Origin of the sequence: Bradyrhizobium sp. STM 3561 (genome assembly GCF_045571455.1) — a bacterium.
Taxonomy (GTDB): domain Bacteria; phylum Pseudomonadota; class Alphaproteobacteria; order Rhizobiales; family Xanthobacteraceae; genus Bradyrhizobium; species Bradyrhizobium vignae.
Genome location: NZ_CP120695.1, coordinates 2,861,034 through 2,879,671, shown reverse-complemented (window position 1 = coordinate 2,879,671; position 18,638 = coordinate 2,861,034). Strand labels below are relative to the sequence as shown.

Annotated in this window: 17 protein-coding genes; 11 read left to right on the top strand and 6 right to left on the bottom strand. The window is 64.4% G+C overall.

All coding sequences use genetic code 11. The annotated features are described in order from the left end of the window. The first annotated feature begins 176 nt into the window (after nucleotides 1-176). Nucleotides 177-368: a hypothetical protein gene (locus tag P6U28_RS13470; RefSeq protein WP_122403255.1), complete on the top strand. Its 192-nt coding sequence runs from the start codon at nucleotides 177-179 to the stop codon at nucleotides 366-368. A 124-nt stretch (nucleotides 369-492) separates the two neighbouring features. On the opposite strand, the gene P6U28_RS13465 is transcribed toward P6U28_RS13470, so the two are convergent. Continuing rightward, entirely contained in the window at nucleotides 493-687 is a 195-nt protein-coding gene (locus tag P6U28_RS13465) for a hypothetical protein (protein ID WP_122403256.1), read from the bottom strand. Nucleotides 688-934: 247 nt separating this feature from the next. Between P6U28_RS13465 and P6U28_RS13460 the strand changes: the two genes are divergently transcribed. The 3 genes from P6U28_RS13460 to P6U28_RS13450 all read left to right on the top strand — a co-directional run bounded on the left by P6U28_RS13460 (nucleotide 935) and on the right by P6U28_RS13450 (nucleotide 3,330). Beyond that, nucleotides 935-1,255, top strand: a complete 321-nt coding sequence (locus P6U28_RS13460; protein WP_162500276.1) for a DUF1476 domain-containing protein — start codon at nucleotides 935-937, stop codon at nucleotides 1,253-1,255. Nucleotides 1,256-1,341: 86 nt separating this feature from the next. After that, complete coding sequence (locus tag P6U28_RS13455) at nucleotides 1,342-1,656, top strand: hypothetical protein (protein ID WP_376707307.1); 315 nt, start codon at nucleotides 1,342-1,344, stop codon at nucleotides 1,654-1,656. A gap of 747 nt (nucleotides 1,657-2,403) precedes the next feature. Beyond that, nucleotides 2,404-3,330 (top strand): septal ring lytic transglycosylase RlpA family protein, encoded by a 927-nt coding sequence (locus tag P6U28_RS13450; protein WP_122403258.1) that lies wholly within the window; start codon nucleotides 2,404-2,406, stop codon nucleotides 3,328-3,330. On the opposite strand, the gene P6U28_RS13445 is transcribed toward P6U28_RS13450, so the two are convergent. Continuing rightward, a complete protein-coding gene (locus P6U28_RS13445) occupies nucleotides 3,324-4,280 on the bottom strand; it encodes an alpha/beta fold hydrolase (RefSeq protein ID WP_122403259.1) in 957 nt (318 codons plus the stop codon). The two genes, P6U28_RS13450 and P6U28_RS13445, sit on opposite strands and share 7 nt — an antisense overlap. Before the next feature lie 153 nt (nucleotides 4,281-4,433). On the opposite strand from P6U28_RS13445, the gene P6U28_RS13440 reads away from it, so the two are divergent. From P6U28_RS13440 to P6U28_RS13415, 6 genes are all read left to right on the top strand, one after another. Further along, nucleotides 4,434-5,696, top strand: a complete 1,263-nt coding sequence (locus P6U28_RS13440) for a D-alanyl-D-alanine carboxypeptidase family protein (RefSeq protein ID WP_407122425.1) — start codon at nucleotides 4,434-4,436, stop codon at nucleotides 5,694-5,696. Nucleotides 5,697-5,698: 2 nt separating this feature from the next. Further along, nucleotides 5,699-6,385 carry a dTMP kinase gene (gene tmk / locus P6U28_RS13435; protein WP_122403261.1) on the top strand — a complete coding sequence of 229 codons (687 nt, stop codon included), beginning with the start codon at nucleotides 5,699-5,701 and terminating at the stop codon, nucleotides 6,383-6,385. After that, on the top strand, nucleotides 6,382-7,428 hold the full coding sequence (locus P6U28_RS13430) for a DNA polymerase III subunit delta' (RefSeq protein ID WP_122403262.1): 1,047 nt from the start codon (nucleotides 6,382-6,384) through the stop codon (nucleotides 7,426-7,428). The genes tmk and P6U28_RS13430 overlap by 4 nt, the downstream gene beginning before the upstream one ends. A gap of 110 nt (nucleotides 7,429-7,538) precedes the next feature. After that, nucleotides 7,539-9,512 (top strand): methionine--tRNA ligase, encoded by a 1,974-nt coding sequence (gene metG / locus P6U28_RS13425; protein ID WP_407122424.1) that lies wholly within the window; start codon nucleotides 7,539-7,541, stop codon nucleotides 9,510-9,512. A 13-nt stretch (nucleotides 9,513-9,525) separates the two neighbouring features. Beyond that, a complete protein-coding gene (locus P6U28_RS13420; protein WP_122403264.1) occupies nucleotides 9,526-10,302 on the top strand; it encodes a TatD family hydrolase in 777 nt (258 codons plus the stop codon). Nucleotides 10,303-10,315: 13 nt separating this feature from the next. After that, a complete protein-coding gene (locus P6U28_RS13415) occupies nucleotides 10,316-11,113 on the top strand; it encodes an MBL fold metallo-hydrolase (protein WP_122403265.1) in 798 nt (265 codons plus the stop codon). A 338-nt stretch (nucleotides 11,114-11,451) separates the two neighbouring features. Here the strand turns inward: P6U28_RS13415 and P6U28_RS13410 are convergent, their stop codons facing one another. The 3 genes from P6U28_RS13410 to P6U28_RS13400 are packed head-to-tail and all read right to left on the bottom strand — an operon-like array spanning nucleotide 11,452 to nucleotide 16,060. Then, nucleotides 11,452-13,101, bottom strand: a complete 1,650-nt coding sequence (locus P6U28_RS13410) for an acyl-CoA synthetase (RefSeq protein ID WP_162500278.1) — start codon at nucleotides 13,099-13,101, stop codon at nucleotides 11,452-11,454. Between the two features lie 22 nt (nucleotides 13,102-13,123). Continuing rightward, complete coding sequence (locus tag P6U28_RS13405) at nucleotides 13,124-15,013, bottom strand: TRAP transporter large permease subunit (RefSeq protein ID WP_122403267.1); 1,890 nt, start codon at nucleotides 15,011-15,013, stop codon at nucleotides 13,124-13,126. A gap of 15 nt (nucleotides 15,014-15,028) precedes the next feature. Next, on the bottom strand, nucleotides 15,029-16,060 hold the full coding sequence (locus P6U28_RS13400) for a TRAP transporter substrate-binding protein (protein WP_122403268.1): 1,032 nt from the start codon (nucleotides 16,058-16,060) through the stop codon (nucleotides 15,029-15,031). A gap of 452 nt (nucleotides 16,061-16,512) precedes the next feature. Here P6U28_RS13400 and P6U28_RS13395 point away from each other — a divergent pair, with 452 nt between their 5' ends. Then, a complete protein-coding gene (locus tag P6U28_RS13395) occupies nucleotides 16,513-17,712 on the top strand; it encodes a Xaa-Pro peptidase family protein (protein ID WP_122403269.1) in 1,200 nt (399 codons plus the stop codon). Nucleotides 17,713-17,832: 120 nt separating this feature from the next. On the opposite strand, the gene P6U28_RS13390 is transcribed toward P6U28_RS13395, so the two are convergent. Next, entirely contained in the window at nucleotides 17,833-18,522 is a 690-nt protein-coding gene (locus P6U28_RS13390) for a DUF4956 domain-containing protein (protein WP_122403270.1), read from the bottom strand. Nucleotides 18,523-18,638: the final 116 nt, after the last annotated feature.

Here is an 18,638-nt window from a genome sequence, read left to right as displayed (position 1 = left end):
CAGTACGGACTGTTTGGCCCGACGGCTCGACCGCCATTTGCGCGGATGCAAAAGCTGTTGTCGCAGCAGGACTTAGCTACTGTGCATGGGGTTGTTTTGCGAGTTATTGCGTCTGCGCTCAAGGGCCCCTCAGCTCGCCAAGCGGAACTTTTTCCTTGCCGCTACGTTGATTTGGCATGACTGAAGACCTTTCCTTCCGACGCAAACCCCTGACCCCCGAACAGCGCCACGCGCGCGATGCGGCACGCCGGATCGAGGCGGAGAAGGCCATGCGCGATTATGAAGCGGCGCAGAAGGCGTTTTACGCCAACAAGGAACGGCTGAAGGCCGAGCGGCTGGCCCGCGAAGCAGCGGCAGCGAAAGGCTGAGCGAACGCGCACGCCGCCCGATCTCTGAATCGCTTCACCCGACTGGGTTCCGGCGGCCAGTGCCGCTTGGACGTGCCCCTTGAACGTGCCCCTTGGACGTGCCCCTTGGACGTGCTCCTTGGCCTCAGGCCACCTTGAGCGCCTGGACGGCTTCTGCAAACGCCCCGCGGGGTGATTGTGCCTCGATCGCTTCGGCCGCGGCGCGACAATCGTCGGCGACCTTCGGCAGCCCGCTTCGTACGCGATCCAGGGTGGAGAGGGCGGCCTGCTCCAGGCAGACCCGTTCAAGCCGTCGAAACTCCCGCAGCTCTCTCTTCATGCGTCAGCTCTCGATGTCTCCGCGCCATGCGGCGCTGAATCTGCTTAACGAGTTGTAAGCATTCCGAGCCTTGAGCGAATTGACTGGCGCGGGGCTTCCCGTGCACCCGGCCTGGGGCGCATCGCCAGGCTTGACGGCGTTCGGCTTCCGGGAGGAAGCTTCAAATGATCCTAAACTGACGTGAACCGCGGAGACGTTCGCTCCCAGCAGGTCCGATCCTCATCAGCGAAATCAGATGGAGCTGACCATGACCACGTTCGACAAGCGCGAGCAGGGCTTTGAGGCCAAATTCGCCCGCGACGAGGAATTCATGTTCAAGGCGACCGCGCGGTCCAACAAGCTGCTCGGGCTGTGGGCCGCAGGCCAGCTCGGGCTCAGCGGCGATGCTGCGGCACGCTACGCAACCGCGCTGGTGACGGATCATCTGGAGAGCCGGACGATCGACGATGTCGTCGGCAAGGTGTCGGGTGATCTCGCAGACAAAGGCGTCGCGCGTGAGCAGGTCGCTCAGAAGCTTCAGGAGTGTCTGCACCAGGCGCTGGCGCAGCTCGAAGCGGACAAGCAGTGAGAGATGGCCGGCGGAAGACGCGATGCGGTTGCCGCCTTCCATGGGCGGTGCTGTTTCGTGCTACCGTCGCGATCGGCGGTCTTGCGATGGCGACGAACCGGAGGTGGGGCGTGTCTGGAAACTGTTTTGGCAAGTGGTCCGGTGCGGTCACATGCGCGGGCATCATGCTGGTTGGTGCAGGCGGCGCCGAGGTCTCGGCGACGCCGCTGACGCCGTTTCGCTACGAGGCTCAGGCGCAGCGTCATTGCCCGCACGACAGGGTGGTCTGGCTCGATTTCAGGAAGGGCATCTACTACCGCAAGGGTCAGAAGCGCTACGGCCAGGGCTTCGACGGCAGCTTCGTTTGCCTGCGCGAGGCCGGCGACAGCTTCTATCGCCGTTCGCTGTTGGGCCTGCGCTGAGCGGCGCGTCCCCGGAGCTCGCGGTCAACTGACGAAGCTGTGTGCTGTGTCGCGATGGCTTGGCTGGAGATCAGAGAGGTGACTCAGGCAAACGCAAGAGCGACGAGACTCGAGCACAGCAGCACCAAGCCGCCGGCGGTCAAGGCCAGGAAGCCATTGGATACGAGGTCATGGTTGCGCATGGGACACCTGCCGCTCCCGTCTTCGATGCGCGGTCGGATCGGTCAAACTCGTCCGAACGCGCCGCCTTGAAAGAGGTGATGCTTGCCGCCCGCGCGAGTGCCTTCAGGCCCTCGTGCGGTAACCTTCAAACGCATGGGCCAGGAAGATCCCCGCGCTTACTAGACCCATCAGTGCCGAAACAGTCTCGATCATCGTCAAATTCCAAAACCCGCCCTTGCATCCGAGAGAACGCGTGCAGCCTTGCACAGTCAAAAGAATTTCGGTGAGCGGCGTGACAATGGGGGTGGAGTGAGGATTTGGCGCAACAGAATGTCCAGGAGTGGCACTCCAGGAGTGGCACAGAGAAGGGCGCCTCAGCTCCGTAGACCGACGGGAAGAAGCGAACGTGGCGTTTACCATCCTGACGTGATCGCTGTGGGCTCCCCATTTCCGCCGTGTTCGGGTTGCGTTATCCTTACCACTTCGGACGCGGTGGTGGGCCGTTTCGGAAACAGAGGGCCGGACAGCGCTCCCCGTGGCCAAAGCGGGTTGGGCACGTCTCCGGCGAAGTGGTATTTGGGGCGCATGGGGATCCAACGGTCAGATTCGGTTTTGCGAGCCGCGCGCGGTGTTGCGGCGGTCGCAACTTGCGTTGTGCTGGCCAATTGCGCCTCCTCGAACAAGTTCGCCAGCCGCGTCGATCCGAAATACGGCGTGTCGTCGAGCCCCCGGGTGGTGGCCTGGGGCGATCCGGTCCCGAAGGGCGGCGGCACCTACCGCGTCGGCAAACCTTATGTCGTGGCGGGTAAGACCTACGTGCCCGAGGAGGACGTCAACTACCGCGCCGAGGGCTTGGCGTCCTGGTACGGCGATGATTTCCATGGCCGCCTGACCGCCAATGGCGAAGTGTTCGACATGGCCTCGCTGACCGCGGCGCATCCGACCCTGCCGATGCCGTCCTACGCGCGGGTGACCAACATCTCGAACGGCAAGTCGCTGATCGTCCGCGTCAATGACCGCGGGCCGTATCACGGCAACCGCCTCATCGATGTCTCGAACAAGGCCGCCGAACTCCTTGAATTCAAAGGCAATGGCGTTGCGAGGGTCCGGGTCGAATATGTCGGCCGGGCGCCGCTTGAAGGCTCCGACGACCGCCAGCTGATGGCCACCTTGCGCACCGGCGTTCCGGCACCGTCGCCGTCGATGGTGCGGGTCGCGTCTGCCAAGCCGTTCGTCCCGGAGCTGCCGTCCTCGACCCGCGGTGCCATTCGCGGCGAGGTCCCGCTGCCGGAGGGGCGGCCCTACAATCTCGGCAACAGCTCGGCCGACATGGCCTCGCTCAACGCGACGTCGGAAATGTCGGCATCGAGCCGCAGCCGGGGCCGGGCGCTCCAGAACGCCCGCGCGGTGTCCTATGACGAGGACGGCCGCTATGCGACCGAGAGCGCTCTCTCGTCAGCCGATGGCGCCGCCGAGGCCCGCAGCATCCTGAGCGGCCGCGGGCTCTACTGAGCCGCGCTCGCCGTCAGGAATTTCACCAGCGCCGCGTTCACCTCGTCGGGCCGCTCCTGCTGCACCCAATGGCCGGCGCCATCGAGGATCAGCTTGCCCTTGAGATTGGGCAGCACGCGTTCGAGCTCGTTGACGCGCTTGGCGCCGATCAGGCCAGTGATTACGGCGTCTTTTGAGCCGGCGATAAAGAGGGACGGCTGGTGGATCTGCGCGTCCTGCCAGGGCGCGGTCAGTTCCCAATTGCGGTCGATGTTGCGGTACCAGTTCAGCCCGCCGCGGAAGCCGGACTTGCGGAAGCTTTCGGTGAAGTAGGCCAGATCAGCCTCGCTCAGCCAGCCGGGCAGCGGCTCCTCGGCGCCCGCATGGCCGAGGAAGCCCTTGCCCTCCTGCACGAACATGGCCGCGGTGGGATCGGCGAGGCCCCGTCCGCCGAGGACGATGCGCATGGTGCGGGCGACGTCACGCTCGAGCTCGGCCTCGGCGATGCCGGGCGCCTGGAAATACTGCCAGTAGAAGTTGGTGACGCCGCCCTGGCGCAACAATTCGAGCGGTTTGGCGCGACCGCGAAAGGGCGGCGGAACACTCAGGCCCGCGACGGCGGTGAAGATGTCGGGACGGAACAGCGCCGCATGCCAGGCGACCGGAGCGCCCCAGTCGTGGCCGACCACCATCGCCTTGGTCTCGCCCAGCGCCTGGACGAGGCCGACGACGTCGCCGACCGTGTCGAAGATCGAGTAGGCGTTCACATCAGGCGGCGCTGCGCTCTGGCCGTAGCCACGCATGTCGGGGGCGACGACGTGAAACCCGGCCCCGGCGAGCGCGGGGATCTGGTGGCGCCAGGAGTAGGACAGTTCCGGCCAGCCATGGCACAGCACCACCAGCGGACCTTGGCCGGCTTCGCGAACGAACAGCTCGACCCCATTGGCCTTGATCATCCGAGTTGAGGACATTCGCTTTTCCGCCTTGTTTCAGGGGTTTGGTCGAGAAACATGAGATGCCACGATAGGGGCGCGACGAGAATCGTGCAATCTCAGGGACAGCGTCCAACCGCGTGTTGTTCGCATCTGTTCCAGCTGTTAGAACGCCTCTCTCAGGGCTTCGCCATGGCATTTCGTCTCCCTTCGCTTCGTCGCAACTGGCCCACCGCCAGCATGCTGGCGCGCGGGCTGATCGCGACGGTTTTGGTGGCGTGCATCGGCTGGGGTGGGGCTCTCTATGCCGCCAATCAGAGTGTCCAAGGCGCCAAGAAAGCGGAAGATGCCGGCTTCGATGGCGATGCCCCGACCTCGATCCTGATCGAAGCCTCCTCAGGCAGCGTACTGTTCGAGAAGAACGCCGACGAGCTGCGCGCGCCCTCGAGCATGATGAAGTTGATGACGGTAGAGGTCGTCTTCAATGCCATCAAGAAGGGGGACATCAAGCTGACCGACGAGTACCGGATCAGCGAGAATGCCTGGCGCAGGGGCGGGGCGCCCTCGGGCGGCTCCACCATGTTCGCCGCCATCAACAGCAAGGTCTCCGTCGACGATCTCCTTCACGGCGCGATCATCCAGAGCGGCAATGATGCCTGCATTGCGCTTGCCGAAGCCATGGCGGGCAATGAGCGCATCTTTGCCGCCGATTTCATGACCAAGCGTGCGCGCGAACTCGGCCTTACCAGATCGACCTTCGCCAATTCCAACGGCTTGCCCGACTCGGGCAACAAGATGACGGTGCGCGAGCTCGGAATCCTCGCCCGGCACATAATTCTGGACTACCCCGAGTTCTACAAACTGTTCGGCGAGAAGGAGTTCACCTGGAACAAGATCCGCCAGCCCAACCGCAATCCGCTGCTCAATTCGATGGAAGGCGCCGACGGTCTCAAGACCGGCTACACCAAGGAAGGCGGCTATGGCATGGTGGGCTCGGCCGTGCAGAACGGCACGCGATTGATCGTGGTCGTCAACGGTCTCGAGGATGCCGATGACCGCGCCTCCGAAGCCAAGAAGATGCTTGAATGGGGTTTTCGCAATTTCGAGACCCGCACGCTGATCGCGGCCGAGCAGCCTGTCGGCTACGCCAAGGTGTTCGGCGGCGAGAGCCGCTCGGTCAAGCTCGTGGCGAAGACGCCGGTGAAGGTGATGGTGCACAAGAATGGCAGCGACAAGCTGATTGCGCGCATCGTCTATAGCGGCCCGGTGCGCGCGCCGGTCGAGGCCGGCCAGCAGGTCGGCGTGGTCAAGGTTTGGCGCAGCGGCAACATTGCGGTCGAGACGCCGGTCTATGCGGCCGAATCTGTCGGAACCGGCTCGACCATGCGTCGCGCGATCGATGGCGCCAGCGAGCTCGTGATCGGCATGTTCCGCGCGGGCGCCGAGAAGCTCTGATCATGAGTGAGAGCGCGGCACAGCGGCCGTCCGGACGCGGACGCTTCATCACCTTTGAAGGCGGCGAGGGCACGGGCAAGTCGACCCAGATCAAGAAGCTCGCTGACCGCCTCAAGGCGGCGAAGCTGCGCGTCCGGGTCACGCGTGAGCCGGGCGGCTCGCCGGGCGCCGAGATCATGCGTCATCTGGTGCTGTCGGGCATGGGCAAGCTGCTCGGCCCCGAGGCGGAGACGCTGCTGTTTGCCGCCGCGCGCGATGACCATGTCCACACCGTGATCCAGCCTGCGCTGAATCAGGGCACCTGGGTGCTCTGCGACCGCTTCGCCGACTCGACACGGGCCTATCAGGGCAGCCTTGGCCGCGTACCCGAGGGCCTGATCAACGCCATGCAAAGGGTCACCATCGGCGATCTCAAGCCCGATCTCACCATCATCCTCGACTTGCCGGTCGAGATTGGCCTGCAACGCGCCGCCGCGCGCCGCGGCAGCGGCACGCCTGACAGGTTCGAGTCCGAGAAGCTCAGCTTCCACCAGGACCTGCGCGAGGCCTATCGCAAGATCGCGGCGGAGGATCCCGCGCGCTGCGTGCTGATCGATGCCAATTCCGACCCCGAAACGGTCGCCGGGCGCGTCTGGACCGCGCTGCGCGAGCGTCTGCTCCCCACGCCTGCGTCAGTGATTTCCGCATGAGCCCGCGTCAGGCCGAGCGCGAAACCGCCATTCCGCATCCGCGCGAGACATCGCGGCTGTTCGGCCATCGCGAGGCCGAGGCCGCGCTGCTTGCGGCCTATCGCAGCGGACGCATTCCGCATGCCTGGCTGATCGGCGGACCGCAAGGGATCGGCAAGGCGACGCTGGCCTATCGCATGGCGCGCTTCGTGCTCGCCCATTCTCAGCCGCTGGCCCCCGCCGTGCAACGCGCCGAAGACCTCGCCATCGATCCCGATGACGCCGTGGCGCGGCAGGTGGCGGCCGGCTCGCATGGCGGGCTGCTGACGCTGGAGCGTACCGCCAACGATCGCGGCGTGATGCGCACCGTGATCACCGTGGACGAGACGCGCGAGACGATCGCGTTCTTTGGCTCGACCGCGGCGGCCGAAGGCTGGCGCGTCTGCATCGTCGACACGGTCGACGAGCTCAATCCAAACGCGGCGAACGCGCTCCTGAAAATTCTCGAAGAGCCGCCGCAGCAATCGCTGTTCCTTTTGGTGAGCCACGCGCCCGCGCGGGTGCTTGCCACGATCCAGTCGCGCTGCCGCAAGCTGCGCCTGCGGCCGCTCGCCACGGATGATGTGATCGGGGCGGCAGCTTCGGCGGCCGAGCTCGATCCGAACGATCCGGCGCTGCGCGAGGCGGCCGATGCTTCCGAGGGAAGCGTCGCGCGGGCGCTGACGCTGCTCGGTGGCGACGCGCTGAAGCTTCAGCAGCGCACGGCGGCGCTGCTTGCGCGCCTGCCGCAGGTCGATCCGCGCGAATTGCACACGCTGGGCGATTCGCTCGGCACCAGCGACCGCGTCGCGCTTGCCGCCTTCATCGATGGCATCGACCGCTGGATCGCGGAGCGCCTGCATGCGGATGAGGCCAATGCCAACCAGAACCTGCCGCGCCTTGCGCGCCTAGCTGAGGTATGGGAAAAGATCGTCCGCGCCGCGCGCGACACCGAAACCTACAATCTGGAACGAAAGCCCTTGGTTTTCTCGGTGTTCGGCTGGCTGGCGGACGCAACGCGCTAGAGCATGATCCGGAAAAGTGTGTAGCAATTTTCCGAAAGGATCATGCTCAAGACAATGACCGAACGCAGGTTCGTTTCCAAATTTCGGAAAAGCCGATAAAGGAATTCGTGGTGGCAACGCGAGCTAAGAAGACCGCTAAAGGTAAGAGCAGCAAGACGAGGGTTGCTAAGAAGGCCGTTAAGAAAGCCGCCAGGAAAGCAGTGAAGGCGCGCGCGACCAAAGCCGTCAAGAAGACCAAGAAGTCTGCCGCCAAGAAGAGCGCGACGAAGCGGGCTGCGAAGGCCGTAAAGAAGGTTGCCAAGAAGGGCGCGAAGAAGCAGGTCGTCGCCACGAAGGCTTCGAAAAAATCCTCTGCCAAAAAGCCGAAGGCTCCGGCGAAGAAGGTTGCGAAAAAGCCGGCTGCGCCTGCCGTGACCGCCGCACCGGCTCCTGTCATCACGCCGGCGACGGCTGTGAAGCCCAAAGTATCGCAAGCCAAGACCCCGCGTGCGCCGAACCCCGCCGCGGCTCCGCAGGCCGCCGCGCCCACGGTCGCGCCCGCACGCGACAACGTGTTCTACATCACGACGGCGATCGCCTATCCCAACGGCAGCCCGCATATCGGTCACGCCTATGAAGCGATCGCGACCGACGTGCTGGCGCGCTTTGCGCGGCTCGACGGCAAGGACGTGTTCTTCCTGACCGGCACCGACGAGCACGGTCAGAAGATGGTTCAGACGGCGGCCAGTGAAGGCATGTCCGCTGCCGCGCTCGCGACCCGCAATGCGGGCCGCTTCAAGGAGATGGACGAGCGGCTGAACGTGTCGTTCGACCGCTTCATCCGCACCACCGAGGAGCAGCATCACCGCTCCAGCCAGGAGATCTGGCGGCGCATGGAAGCGAACGGCGACATCTATGCCGATACCTATTCGGGCTGGTACTCGGTCCGTGACGAGGCCTATTACGCCGAGGACGAGACGCGCGTGAACGAGGACGGCGTGCGCCTCGGGCCGCAGGGCACGCCGGTGGAATGGGTCGAGGAGAAGAGCTATTTCTTCCGCCTCTCGGCGTATCAGGACAAGCTGCTCAAGCTCTATGCGGATCACCCTGATTTCATCGGGCCGGAATCCCGCAAGAACGAGGTGGTGAGCTTCGTCAAGGGCGGCCTGCGCGATCTCTCGATCTCGCGCACCACCTTCGATTGGGGCGTGAAAGTGCCCGGCGACCAGGAGCACGTGATGTATGTCTGGGTCGACGCACTGACCAACTACATCACCGGCGTCGGCTTCCCCGATGAGAGCGACAAGAACTGGCGCTACTGGCCAGCCGACGTGCACATCATCGGCAAGGACATCATCCGCTTCCATGCGGTGTATTGGCCGGCCTTCCTGCTGTCCGCCGGGATCCCGCTGCCGAAACGGGTCTATGCCCACGGCTTCCTGTTCAACAGGGGCGAGAAGATGTCGAAGTCGGTCGGCAATGTCGTCGATCCCTTCAACCTCGCCGACCAGTATGGCGTCGATCAGATGCGCTATTTCTTCCTGCGCGAGGTACCGTTCGGCCAGGACGGCAATTATAACCACGAGGCCATCGTGGCGCGTATCAATGCCGATCTCGCCAACGATCTCGGCAACCTCGCGCAGCGCTCGCTGTCGATGATCGCAAAGCAGTTCGGCGGCGTGCTGCCGGAGCCCGGCGAGTTCAGCGACAACGACAAGGCGATCCTGACGATGGCCGACGGCATGATCGCAGCGTCACGTGAGGCCATGGCGACACAGCAGATTCATCAATGGCTCAACGCCGTCTGGGCCGTGGTCGCGGAGGCCAACCGCTATTTTGCGGGCGAGGCGCCGTGGGCGCTCGCCAAGACCGATCCTGCCCGGCAGAAGACGGTGCTCTACATTACCGCCGAAGTCGTGCGCCAGATTGCGATTCTGGCCCAGCCCGCGATGCCGACCGCCTCCGCATTGCTGCTCGACAGCCTGGGCATCCCTGAAGGCGAGCGCAGCTTCGCAATGCTCGGCGGAAGCAAGCGTATCACGCCGGGTTCGACGCTGCCGGCGCCGAAGCCCGCGTTCCCGCGCTACGTCGAGCCGGCAGCCTGAAGGCGTTCGCGTGATGCTGATCGACAGTCACTGTCATCTGGATTTTCCCGACTTTGCGGAAGATCTCGACGGGATCGTGTCGCGGGCGCGCGGGGCCGGCGTCGCGCGCATGGTCACGATCTCGACGCGGGTGCGGCGGCTGAAGGACCTGCTCGCGATCGCCGAACGCTATGACGACGTCTATTGCTCGGTCGGTACCCATCCGCACAATGCGGACGAGGAGGACGGCATCGCGCCGGACGAGCTTGTTGCGTTGACGGAGCACCCCAAGGTCGTCGCGCTCGGTGAGGCCGGGCTCGACTATTTCTACGACAACGGCTCGCCGGAGGCGCAGGCGAGGGGTTTTCGTGCCCACATCGCCGCTGCCCGCACGACCGGCCTGCCGCTGGTGATCCACACCCGCGAGGCCGACGAGGACTGCGCGCGCATTCTGGAAGACGAGGCGGCCAAGGGATCGTTTCGCGCCGTGCTGCATTGTTACACGGGCGGGCGCGAGCTGGCGCTGAAGGCAGTGTCGCTCGGGCTCTATATCGGTTTCACGGGAATCCTGACCTTCAAGAAGTCGGAAGCCTTGCGCGCGCTCGCGGCCGAACTGCCATCCGATCGCATCCTGGTTGAAACGGACTCGCCCTATCTTGCACCGGGCAAGTTCCGGGGCAAACGCAACGAACCCGCTTATGTGGTCGAGGTCGCAAAAGTGCTCGCCGAGACGCGCGGCGTCTCGCTTGACGAGATCTCGCGGCAAACGAGCGAAAACTTCTTCCGCCTGTTCTCGAAGGTGAAAGCTTGAGACTGGGAGCCACATGACGCTGACGCTGACGATCCTGGGCTGCGGCTCCTCCGCCGGCGTGCCGCGCCCGGCGCTCGGCTGGGGCGCCTGTGATCCCAACAATCCCAAGAACCGCCGCCGCCGCTGCTCGCTGCTGGTCGAACGCACGTCCGAGCACGGCACGACACGCATCGTGATCGACACCTCGCCGGACTTACGCGAGCAATTGCTCTCGACCAATGTCGACCATATCGACGCGGTGTTTCTGACGCATGAGCACGCCGATCAGACTCACGGCATGGACGACCTGCGCTCGGTCGTCATGCACATGCGCCGGCGCATCCCGACCTATTTCAACCAGTCCACCGCCAAGGACATCATGGCGCGGTTCTCCTATTGCTTCATCTCGCCGGAAGGCAGCGACTATCCGCCGATCCTGACCCGGCATTCGATCGAGGCGGGCGAGAGCCAGACCATCCTGGGGAAGGGCGGCGCGGTGACGATGACGGCCTTCCTGGTGCAGCACGGCGCCATTCCCGCGCTCGGCTACCGCATCGGGGATGCCGCCTATACACCGGATCTCAACGACATTCCGCGCGAGAGCTGGGACGCGCTGGAAAATCTCGACCTCTGGATCGTCGACGGGCTGCGCTACACCGGCCATGTCAGCCATTTCAGCATCAACGACGCGCTGTCCTGGATCGAGCGCTTCAAGCCGAAGCGCGCGGTCATCACGAATATGACCGCCGACGTCGATTACGAAGTCATCAGGCAGTCGCTGCCCGCAGGCGTGGTGCCGGCCTACGATGGGCTGCGGCTGGAGACACGCTGAACCTGCGATGGAAATTCCGGCATCCGCCGGCATACTCCTTGCCTGAGTCGGCCCCATCATGTTGATCTAACGTCTGAAAGACAGGCGCTGGGCTTGGTCTGCTGCTGGAACGTCTGCATGGGCGGGCCAAGCAGATCGCGGAGATCGTGGCGCTCGGTATTGCCACGGCCTTCATTCTCTATTTCACCCGCTATGCCGTGCAGATGACCTACGATTCCTGACGCTTCAACGATGTGGCACAGGGCGTCGTCGCGCTTCCGCTCTGGATTCCGCAGCTCGGTTTTGCCGGCGGCCTTGCGATGCTGCCGCTGTGCGTGCGAGCGGAAGTCAGACGGCTCTCAGGCCGAGATCGCCTTCACCGAGCCGACTTCGCTACGCAGCAGGAATTTCTGGATCTTGCCCGTGGACGTCTTCGGGATCGGCCCGAACACGACCGCCTTCGGCGTCTTGAAGCCGCTCATCTGCGAACGGCAGAAGGCGATGATCTCGGCCTCGGTTGCGCTAGCGCCGTCCTTCAGCTCGACGAAGGCGCAAGGCACCTCGCCCCATTTCGGATCGGGCTTGGCGACGACAGCGGCGAACAGCACGGCCGGGTGCTTGTAGAGGATGTCCTCGACCTCGACGGAGGAGATGTTCTCGCCGCCGGAAATGATGATGTCCTTGGAACGGTCCTTGATGATGACGTAGCCGTGCTCGTCGAGCACGCCGAGATCGCCGGTGTGAAACCAGCCGCCCTCGAAGGCTTCCTTGGTTGCCTTCTCGTTCTTGAGATAGCCCTTCATCACGATGTTGCCGCGGAACATGACCTCGCCGATGGTCTCGCCGTCGCGCGGCACCTCCTGCATCGTCTGCGGATCGATGACGGTTACGGCTTCCTCGAGCGGGTAGGGCACGCCCTGCCGGCGCTTCAAGCGCGCGCGCTCTGCGGGCGGAAGCTCGTCCCAGCCTGGCTGCTCGGCGCAGACGGAGGCGGGGCCATAGACCTCGGTCAGGCCGTAGACATGCGTCAGCTTGATGCCGATGCTTTCGGCGCCTTCGAGCACGGCGACCGGCGGCGCGGCACCTGCGATCAGGCCGACGACGCGGCGGGCTGCATTGCCTTTGGGCGCGTCAGGTGCGTTGATCAGCGTGTTGTAGACGATCGGCGCGCCGCACATGTGGGTGACGCCGTGCTGCCTGATCAGCTCGAAGATCTTGGTCGGTTCGACCTTGCGCAGGCAGACATTGATGCCGGCAGCGGCCGCAATGGTCCAGGGGAAGCACCAGCCGTTGCAGTGGAACATCGGCAGCGTCCAGAGATAGACCGGATGCTGGCCGAGGTTGCCGGCGAGGATATTGCTGACCGCATTCAAGTAGGCACCGCGATGATGGGTGACGACGCCCTTGGGATTTCCCGTCGTGCCCGAGGTGTAGCTCAGCGCGATCGCGTCCCATTCGTCGTGCGGTAGAACGGCGTTGAAGCCGGGATCGCCTTGCGCGACAGCCGCCTCATATTCGATTTCGCCGATGCGCTTGCCGCCCTTGAATGCGGTATCATCGACATCGATCACGAATGGCTTGGGCCCGGTCATCTGCGCGAGCGCATCGGTGATGACGCCCGAAAATTCGGGATCGACCAGGATGATCTTCGCCCCGCCATGATCGAGCTGAAATGCGATCGAGGGCGCATCGAGGCGGATGTTGAGGGCGTTGAGCACGGCGCCCGCCATGGGCACGGCAAAATGCGCCTCGTTCATCGCCGGAATGTTCGGCAGCATCGCCGCCACGGTGTCGCCGACGCCGATGCCCTTGCCCGCCAGATAAGAGGCAAAGCGTCGGCAGCGCTCGTGAGTCTCTGCCCAGGTGAAGCTGCGGCCCTCATAGACGGTGCTGACGTGATCGGGATAGACCGCGGCACTGCGCGCGAGGAAGCTCAGCGGGCTCAAGGGCACGTAGTTGGCGGGAGTCTTGTCGAGGCCGATATTGTATGGGTTCTGCCGCTCACTCATCGACACCCTCCTCAAATGCGTCTCAAAGGAATCCGATCGATATCCAGGGGAAGATCGCGACCACGATCAATCCCACCAGCAGCGCCAGCAGATAGCCCCAGATCGGCCCGATGCCTTCGGCCGGATCGACGCGTCCGATGGCGCAGGCGGCATAATAGCCGACGCCGAAGGGCGGGGCGAATAGCCCGATACCCATGGCGAGGATGATCACCATGGCGTAGTGCACCTCGTGCACGCCGACGGCGCGTGCGATCGGGAACAGCAACGGGCCGAACAGCACGATCGCCGGTATGCCCTCCAGCACGCTGCCGAGGATGGTGAAGGCCAGGATCGACACGGCGATGAAGGTCGCGGCCCCGCCCGGCAATCCGGTCATGGCGGCGGCCAGCGAACGCGAGAAGCCGGATTGAGTCAGGCCCCAGGCCATGCCGGTCGCCGTGCCGATGATCAGGAGGATCGCACCCGACAGCGCCGCCGTCTCGACCAGCATCGGAAACAGCCGCCGCCAGTCGAAGCGACGGTAGACGAGGAGGCCGACGAGAGCGCCATAGACGATGCCGATGGTGGAGACCTCGGTCGCCGTCGCGATGCCCTCGACTACGGCGTAGCGGATCACGAAGGGCAGCGCGAGCGCGGGCAGGGCGATGATGAAGGTCCTGCCGATCTCGGAAGCAGTGGCACGGCGGACATGGCTCATGTCCTCGCGGCGGTAGCGCCACCACACCAGCATGCACAGCGTGATCGCGAGCACGACACCGGGCAGCAGGCCGCCTGTGAACAGCGCTGCGATCGAGACGCCGGTGACGGAGCCGATCGTGATCAGCACGAGGCTCGGCGGGATGGTCTCGGTCTGGGCTCCCGTCGCCGCCAGCAGCGCGACGAGATCGCCGGGCTTGGCGCCGCGCTCTTTCATCTCGGGAAACAGCACGGGCGCAACTGCGGCCATGTCGGCGGCCTTGGCGCCGGAAATGCCGGAGACCAGGTACATCGCGCCGACCAGCACGTAATGCAGGCCACCGCGGACATGCCCGAGCAGGCTCGCCAGGAACGCCACCATCGCCCGCGCCATGCCGGTCATCTCGATCAGGAGCCCGAGGAACACGAACAGCGGCACCGAGAGCAGGATCAGGTGGCTCATGCCCTCGTCCATGCGCCCGACCAGCACCATGACGGGCGTGCGCGTGGTCAGCGCCAGATAGCCGAAGATCGCCAGCCCAAACCCGAACGCAATGGGAACACCGGCAAAGACGCAGAAGCCGGCGACGCCGACGAAGAAGATGACGAGGTTGAGATTGCCGAGCGGCCGCAGGAGCGGCTCCGCCAGCCAGAACAGGCCGATCACGACCGCAACCGACAGCACGGCGGCTGCGACCATTCGGTAGTCGGCCGCGCGCAGCAGCCGGAGCACGGCAAAAGCCGCCATCAGGCCGACGCCGGCCGGCAGCGCGGCCGCGCGCCACATGTTGGAAATCTGCAGCGCCGGTGTGGTGATGTAGCTCTCTTCGTAGGCATAGTCGCAGGACGGCCAGACGATCAGTGCGAGGAACGCCAGCGCGGCCGAGATCGCGATCAGATCGAGATAGGCCCGCATCGCGGGTCTGGCGCTCGCGACGACCGCGGTCATGCGCATGTGCTCGGAGCGGCGGAATGCGACCGCCGCGCCCAGCATCGCGAGCCACAGGAAGAGAATCGAAGCGAGCTCGTCCGACCAGATCAGCGGCCGGTGCAGACCGTAGCGCGCGACCACGCCGGCAAACAGGATCAGGATCTCGGCGACGACCAGGATCGCCGCCGGGATTTCGACGAGGAGACCGAGCGCGCGTTCAAGTGACGCCAGCAACGAACGTCGGCGAGGGGACTGAACAGCCGCCTCGCCCGTCACTTCGATCACCTCGATCTCGACATGAGCCATGACGGCCCCAAGACGTTACGACAGCTTGCCGACGGCCTTTTCAAGGAGGTCCCAGGCCTGATCGCCATACTTACCCTTCCACTCGGCATAGAAGCCGGCGGTGCGCAGCTTGTCGCGGAACGGCCCGACCGCGGGCTGGTTGAAGGTCAGGCCCTTGCCCGCGAGCTCCTGCTGCAGGTTGGCGTTGAGCTTGGCAGTGTCCTCACGCTCCTTGACCGCGGCGGCGTTGATGTTCTTGGCGACGATGGTGCGCACGTCCTGGGGCAGCTTTTCCCAGGCTCTGCGGTTGGCCAGGAACCAGAAGCCGTCCCACATATGGTTGGTCAGCGAGCAGTACTTCTGCACCTCGTAGAGCTTCGCGGTCGAGATGATCGCCAGCGGGTTCTCCTGGCCCTCGACGATCTTGGTCTGCAGCGCGGAATAGACCTCGCTGAAATTGATCGAGGCGGGCGCTGCGTCGAACGCCTTGAACATCGAGGTCCACAGCGGCGACACCGGCACGCGGATCTTGAAGCCCTTGAGGTCATCAGGGCCGGTGATCGGCTTGGTCGAGGACGTGGTCTGGCGGAAGCCATTGTCCCAGATCTTGTCCATGACCTCGAGGCCGGCCTTCTTGATCTCGCCGCGGACATGGCCGCCGAGGTCGCCGTCCATGGCCTTCCAGACCGTGTCGTAGTCCGGGAACGCGAAGCCGATGCCGTTGATGGACGCCGCCGGCACCAGGGTGGACAGGATCAGGCCTGACAGCGTGAAGAACTCGACCCCGCCGGAGCGGATCTGGCTCAGCATGTCGGTGTCGGACCCGAGTTGGTTGTTCGGGAAGATCTGGAGGTCGAACTTGCCGTTCGTCTCGCTCTTGATCGCCGCCGCCATCTCCTTGGCGCGCACGTTCAGCGGATGGGTGTCAGGCAGGTTATTGGCGTATTTGTAGGTGAACTCGGCGCTCTGGGCGCGGGCCACATGGGGCGCACCGAGGCCGCCCAGGACCGCGGTCGCGGCGGAGGCCTTGAGAAGCGTGCGTCGGGAAAAGCGCGTTGAAAGGACCATGGGTCTGCTTCCTCGGAAGGTTTGTTGTTGTTCTGAGATGCAAACCTATACGGACGGTCGGCCTTAAGGTCATCTGCGATCTCGCGGAAGCCTCGCTTATTGCAGCCGGGCAAGGTCACGGCAATATCGGCTTTTGGAGAGATGGGGCTGGATGCAGAATCTGCAAAACAACCCCATGCACAGTAGCCGGCAAGAGCTGAGACGGCGGTCGGAAGGCGGACCGAACACAGCGCTCAGGCCGAGATACAGTAGCAGGAGTTTCGTCTAAACAATTGATCTAATTGGAAATAAAGATATTCCATAATATACCTTATGCGAATTTTGGATATGGCGCGCAGACGGGACCCTCCTTGCCCTGGCTGGGAGCCAACCGATCATCCGACCGTTATTCGAATGGCTGCGAACAGGAATGTGCCGGCAGACCGAACCGCAGCGGCCCTTGGAGGATCGTCATGCAAGAGACCGTTGCCCGCGCTGCTGCCTCGCGTGCCATTCCATTCGATGCCGCCAAGCTCGACCGTCTCATGGAGGCGGCCGGACTTGATATCCTGATCGCGACCTCCAAGCACAACGTGCAGTACCTGCTGGGCGCCGAGCGTGCGATCTTCTTCGACTATATGGATGCCCTGGGAGTTAGCCGTTATCTGCCGGTGCTGGTCTATCCCAAGGGTGCGCCCGAGAAATCCGTCTATGTCGGCCACCGGCTGGAAAGCCATCAGCGCGCCGTCGCGCCGCTCTGGGTGCCGCAGGTCCGAACCGAATCCAACGGTTCGGTGGACGCCATCATGCGGGCTGCAGAACTGATCCGGCAGGCGGGCGTGTCGTTGCGGCGGGTCGGGGTCGAGATGCCATTCCTGCCGATGGATGCAGGGAAGGCGCTGGCCGACGTCCTGCCCGGCGCCGAGCTCAAGGACGCGGTGCTGGTGCTGGAGCGGCTGCGAGCGGTCAAGTCGGTGGAGGAATTGGCGAAGCTCAAGACGGCGTCAGAGCTTGTCGTCGCATCAATGCTGGCCGTGATCGCCGGGCACGGTCGGGGCACGACCAAGCGGCAACTGTCGGATGCATTGCGCCTCGCCGAGGTCAATCGCGGCCTCACCTTCGAATACTGCCTGCTCGCGTGCGGCAGCAGCCACAACCGAGCGCCATCATCGCAGCGCTGGGAGCAAGGTGAGGCGCTGTCGCTGGACTCCGGCGGCAATTATCAGGGTTATATCGGCGACCTCGCCCGGATGGCCGTGCTGGGCGAGCCTGACGCCGAGCTCAAGGATTACCTGGCCGAGATCGAGGCCGTCCAGCGCGCCGCCTTTGCCACCATCCGTCCGGGCGCCTTCGGAGGCGACATCTATGTCGCCGCCGAACGGCAGCTTGCGCAGATCACCCAGCGTGACTGCACCGAGTTCCTGGCCCACGGCATGGGCCTCGTCAGCCACGAGGCCCCTCGCCTGACCGCCAAGGGTCCGGTGCCCTACGACGACACCGACGCCCGCCTGCCGCTCGAGCCCGGCATGGTCGTTTCGATCGAGACCACGATGAAGCATCCGAAGCGCGGCTTCATCAAGCTCGAGGACACAGTCGCCGTGACGTCGGACGGGTACGAGATCTTTGGCGAAGGCGGCCGTGGGTGGAATCGCGGCGGTAGCGGGCTCGCGTAGCCGTACCGGTCGAACTGTTCTGGCGGCCGATCCAGGCCTGCCGCTTGGCGCGACGCGAGGTCCCTCACAGCCCGGATGGGCCGCGTCGTCTGGATCGACTTGCCGACGTTTCCGCAAGTATCAATCCCCATCCCCTTCCGGGCCTTTGCCACGCTGCAGGCGAACGACGTTGACCTCCGACGTTCCTGGTACGACGCGAACGGCCGCGGCGATGGTCGGGATGTCTTGTCCGGCGCCGGCGACAATCTCAAACGCGTAGGTCGTGCCGCGCTCAGCTGTGTGCCGCAAAGACACGGAATTGACGCGTTCGGCAACGCGGCTCAGGGCGGTTTCGTACTGCGCGAATGCATCTTCGGCGCCCGTCGCCCTGACGCGCAGCGAGGGCGCGCGGGGCGTGCCGAATTTTATGCGCTCCAAAACGATCAGGAGGATCAGCACGAATGCGCATCCGCCGGCGGTCAGAACGAACTGGCCGCCTCCGATGCCAACGCCCGTCACGATCGATATGAAGACGAAGGTGAACTCTCGCGTGTCGCGGACGATCGTTCGAAACCGGATGAGGCCCAGAAGGCCGATCAACGCGAAGGCGAACCCCTCGCCCATGGCCCGGTTGGCGTTGTCGAACGCCGTGGCCGAGCGGATCGTGTGCATCACCAACGCTGTCAGCGGCACAATGACGACGCAGGCGTGAACGAACGAGGCCGAGAGCAACATCCCGTGGTAGCCGCGCGCGTAAGCAAAGCCGATCAGCAGACCAAGCGCGATCGACAGGACCGTGGCGCCGAGAACGTACTCGATCTGTGGTGTCATCGCCGCTTATGCTCCCAATCGACGGCATCGATTCCAATATGGGGATGATTGTTCTTCAGAAATACTCGCGATAAAGTGGCACGGCGAAAAACCCTTTATAGGGCGCGCAGGAGCCT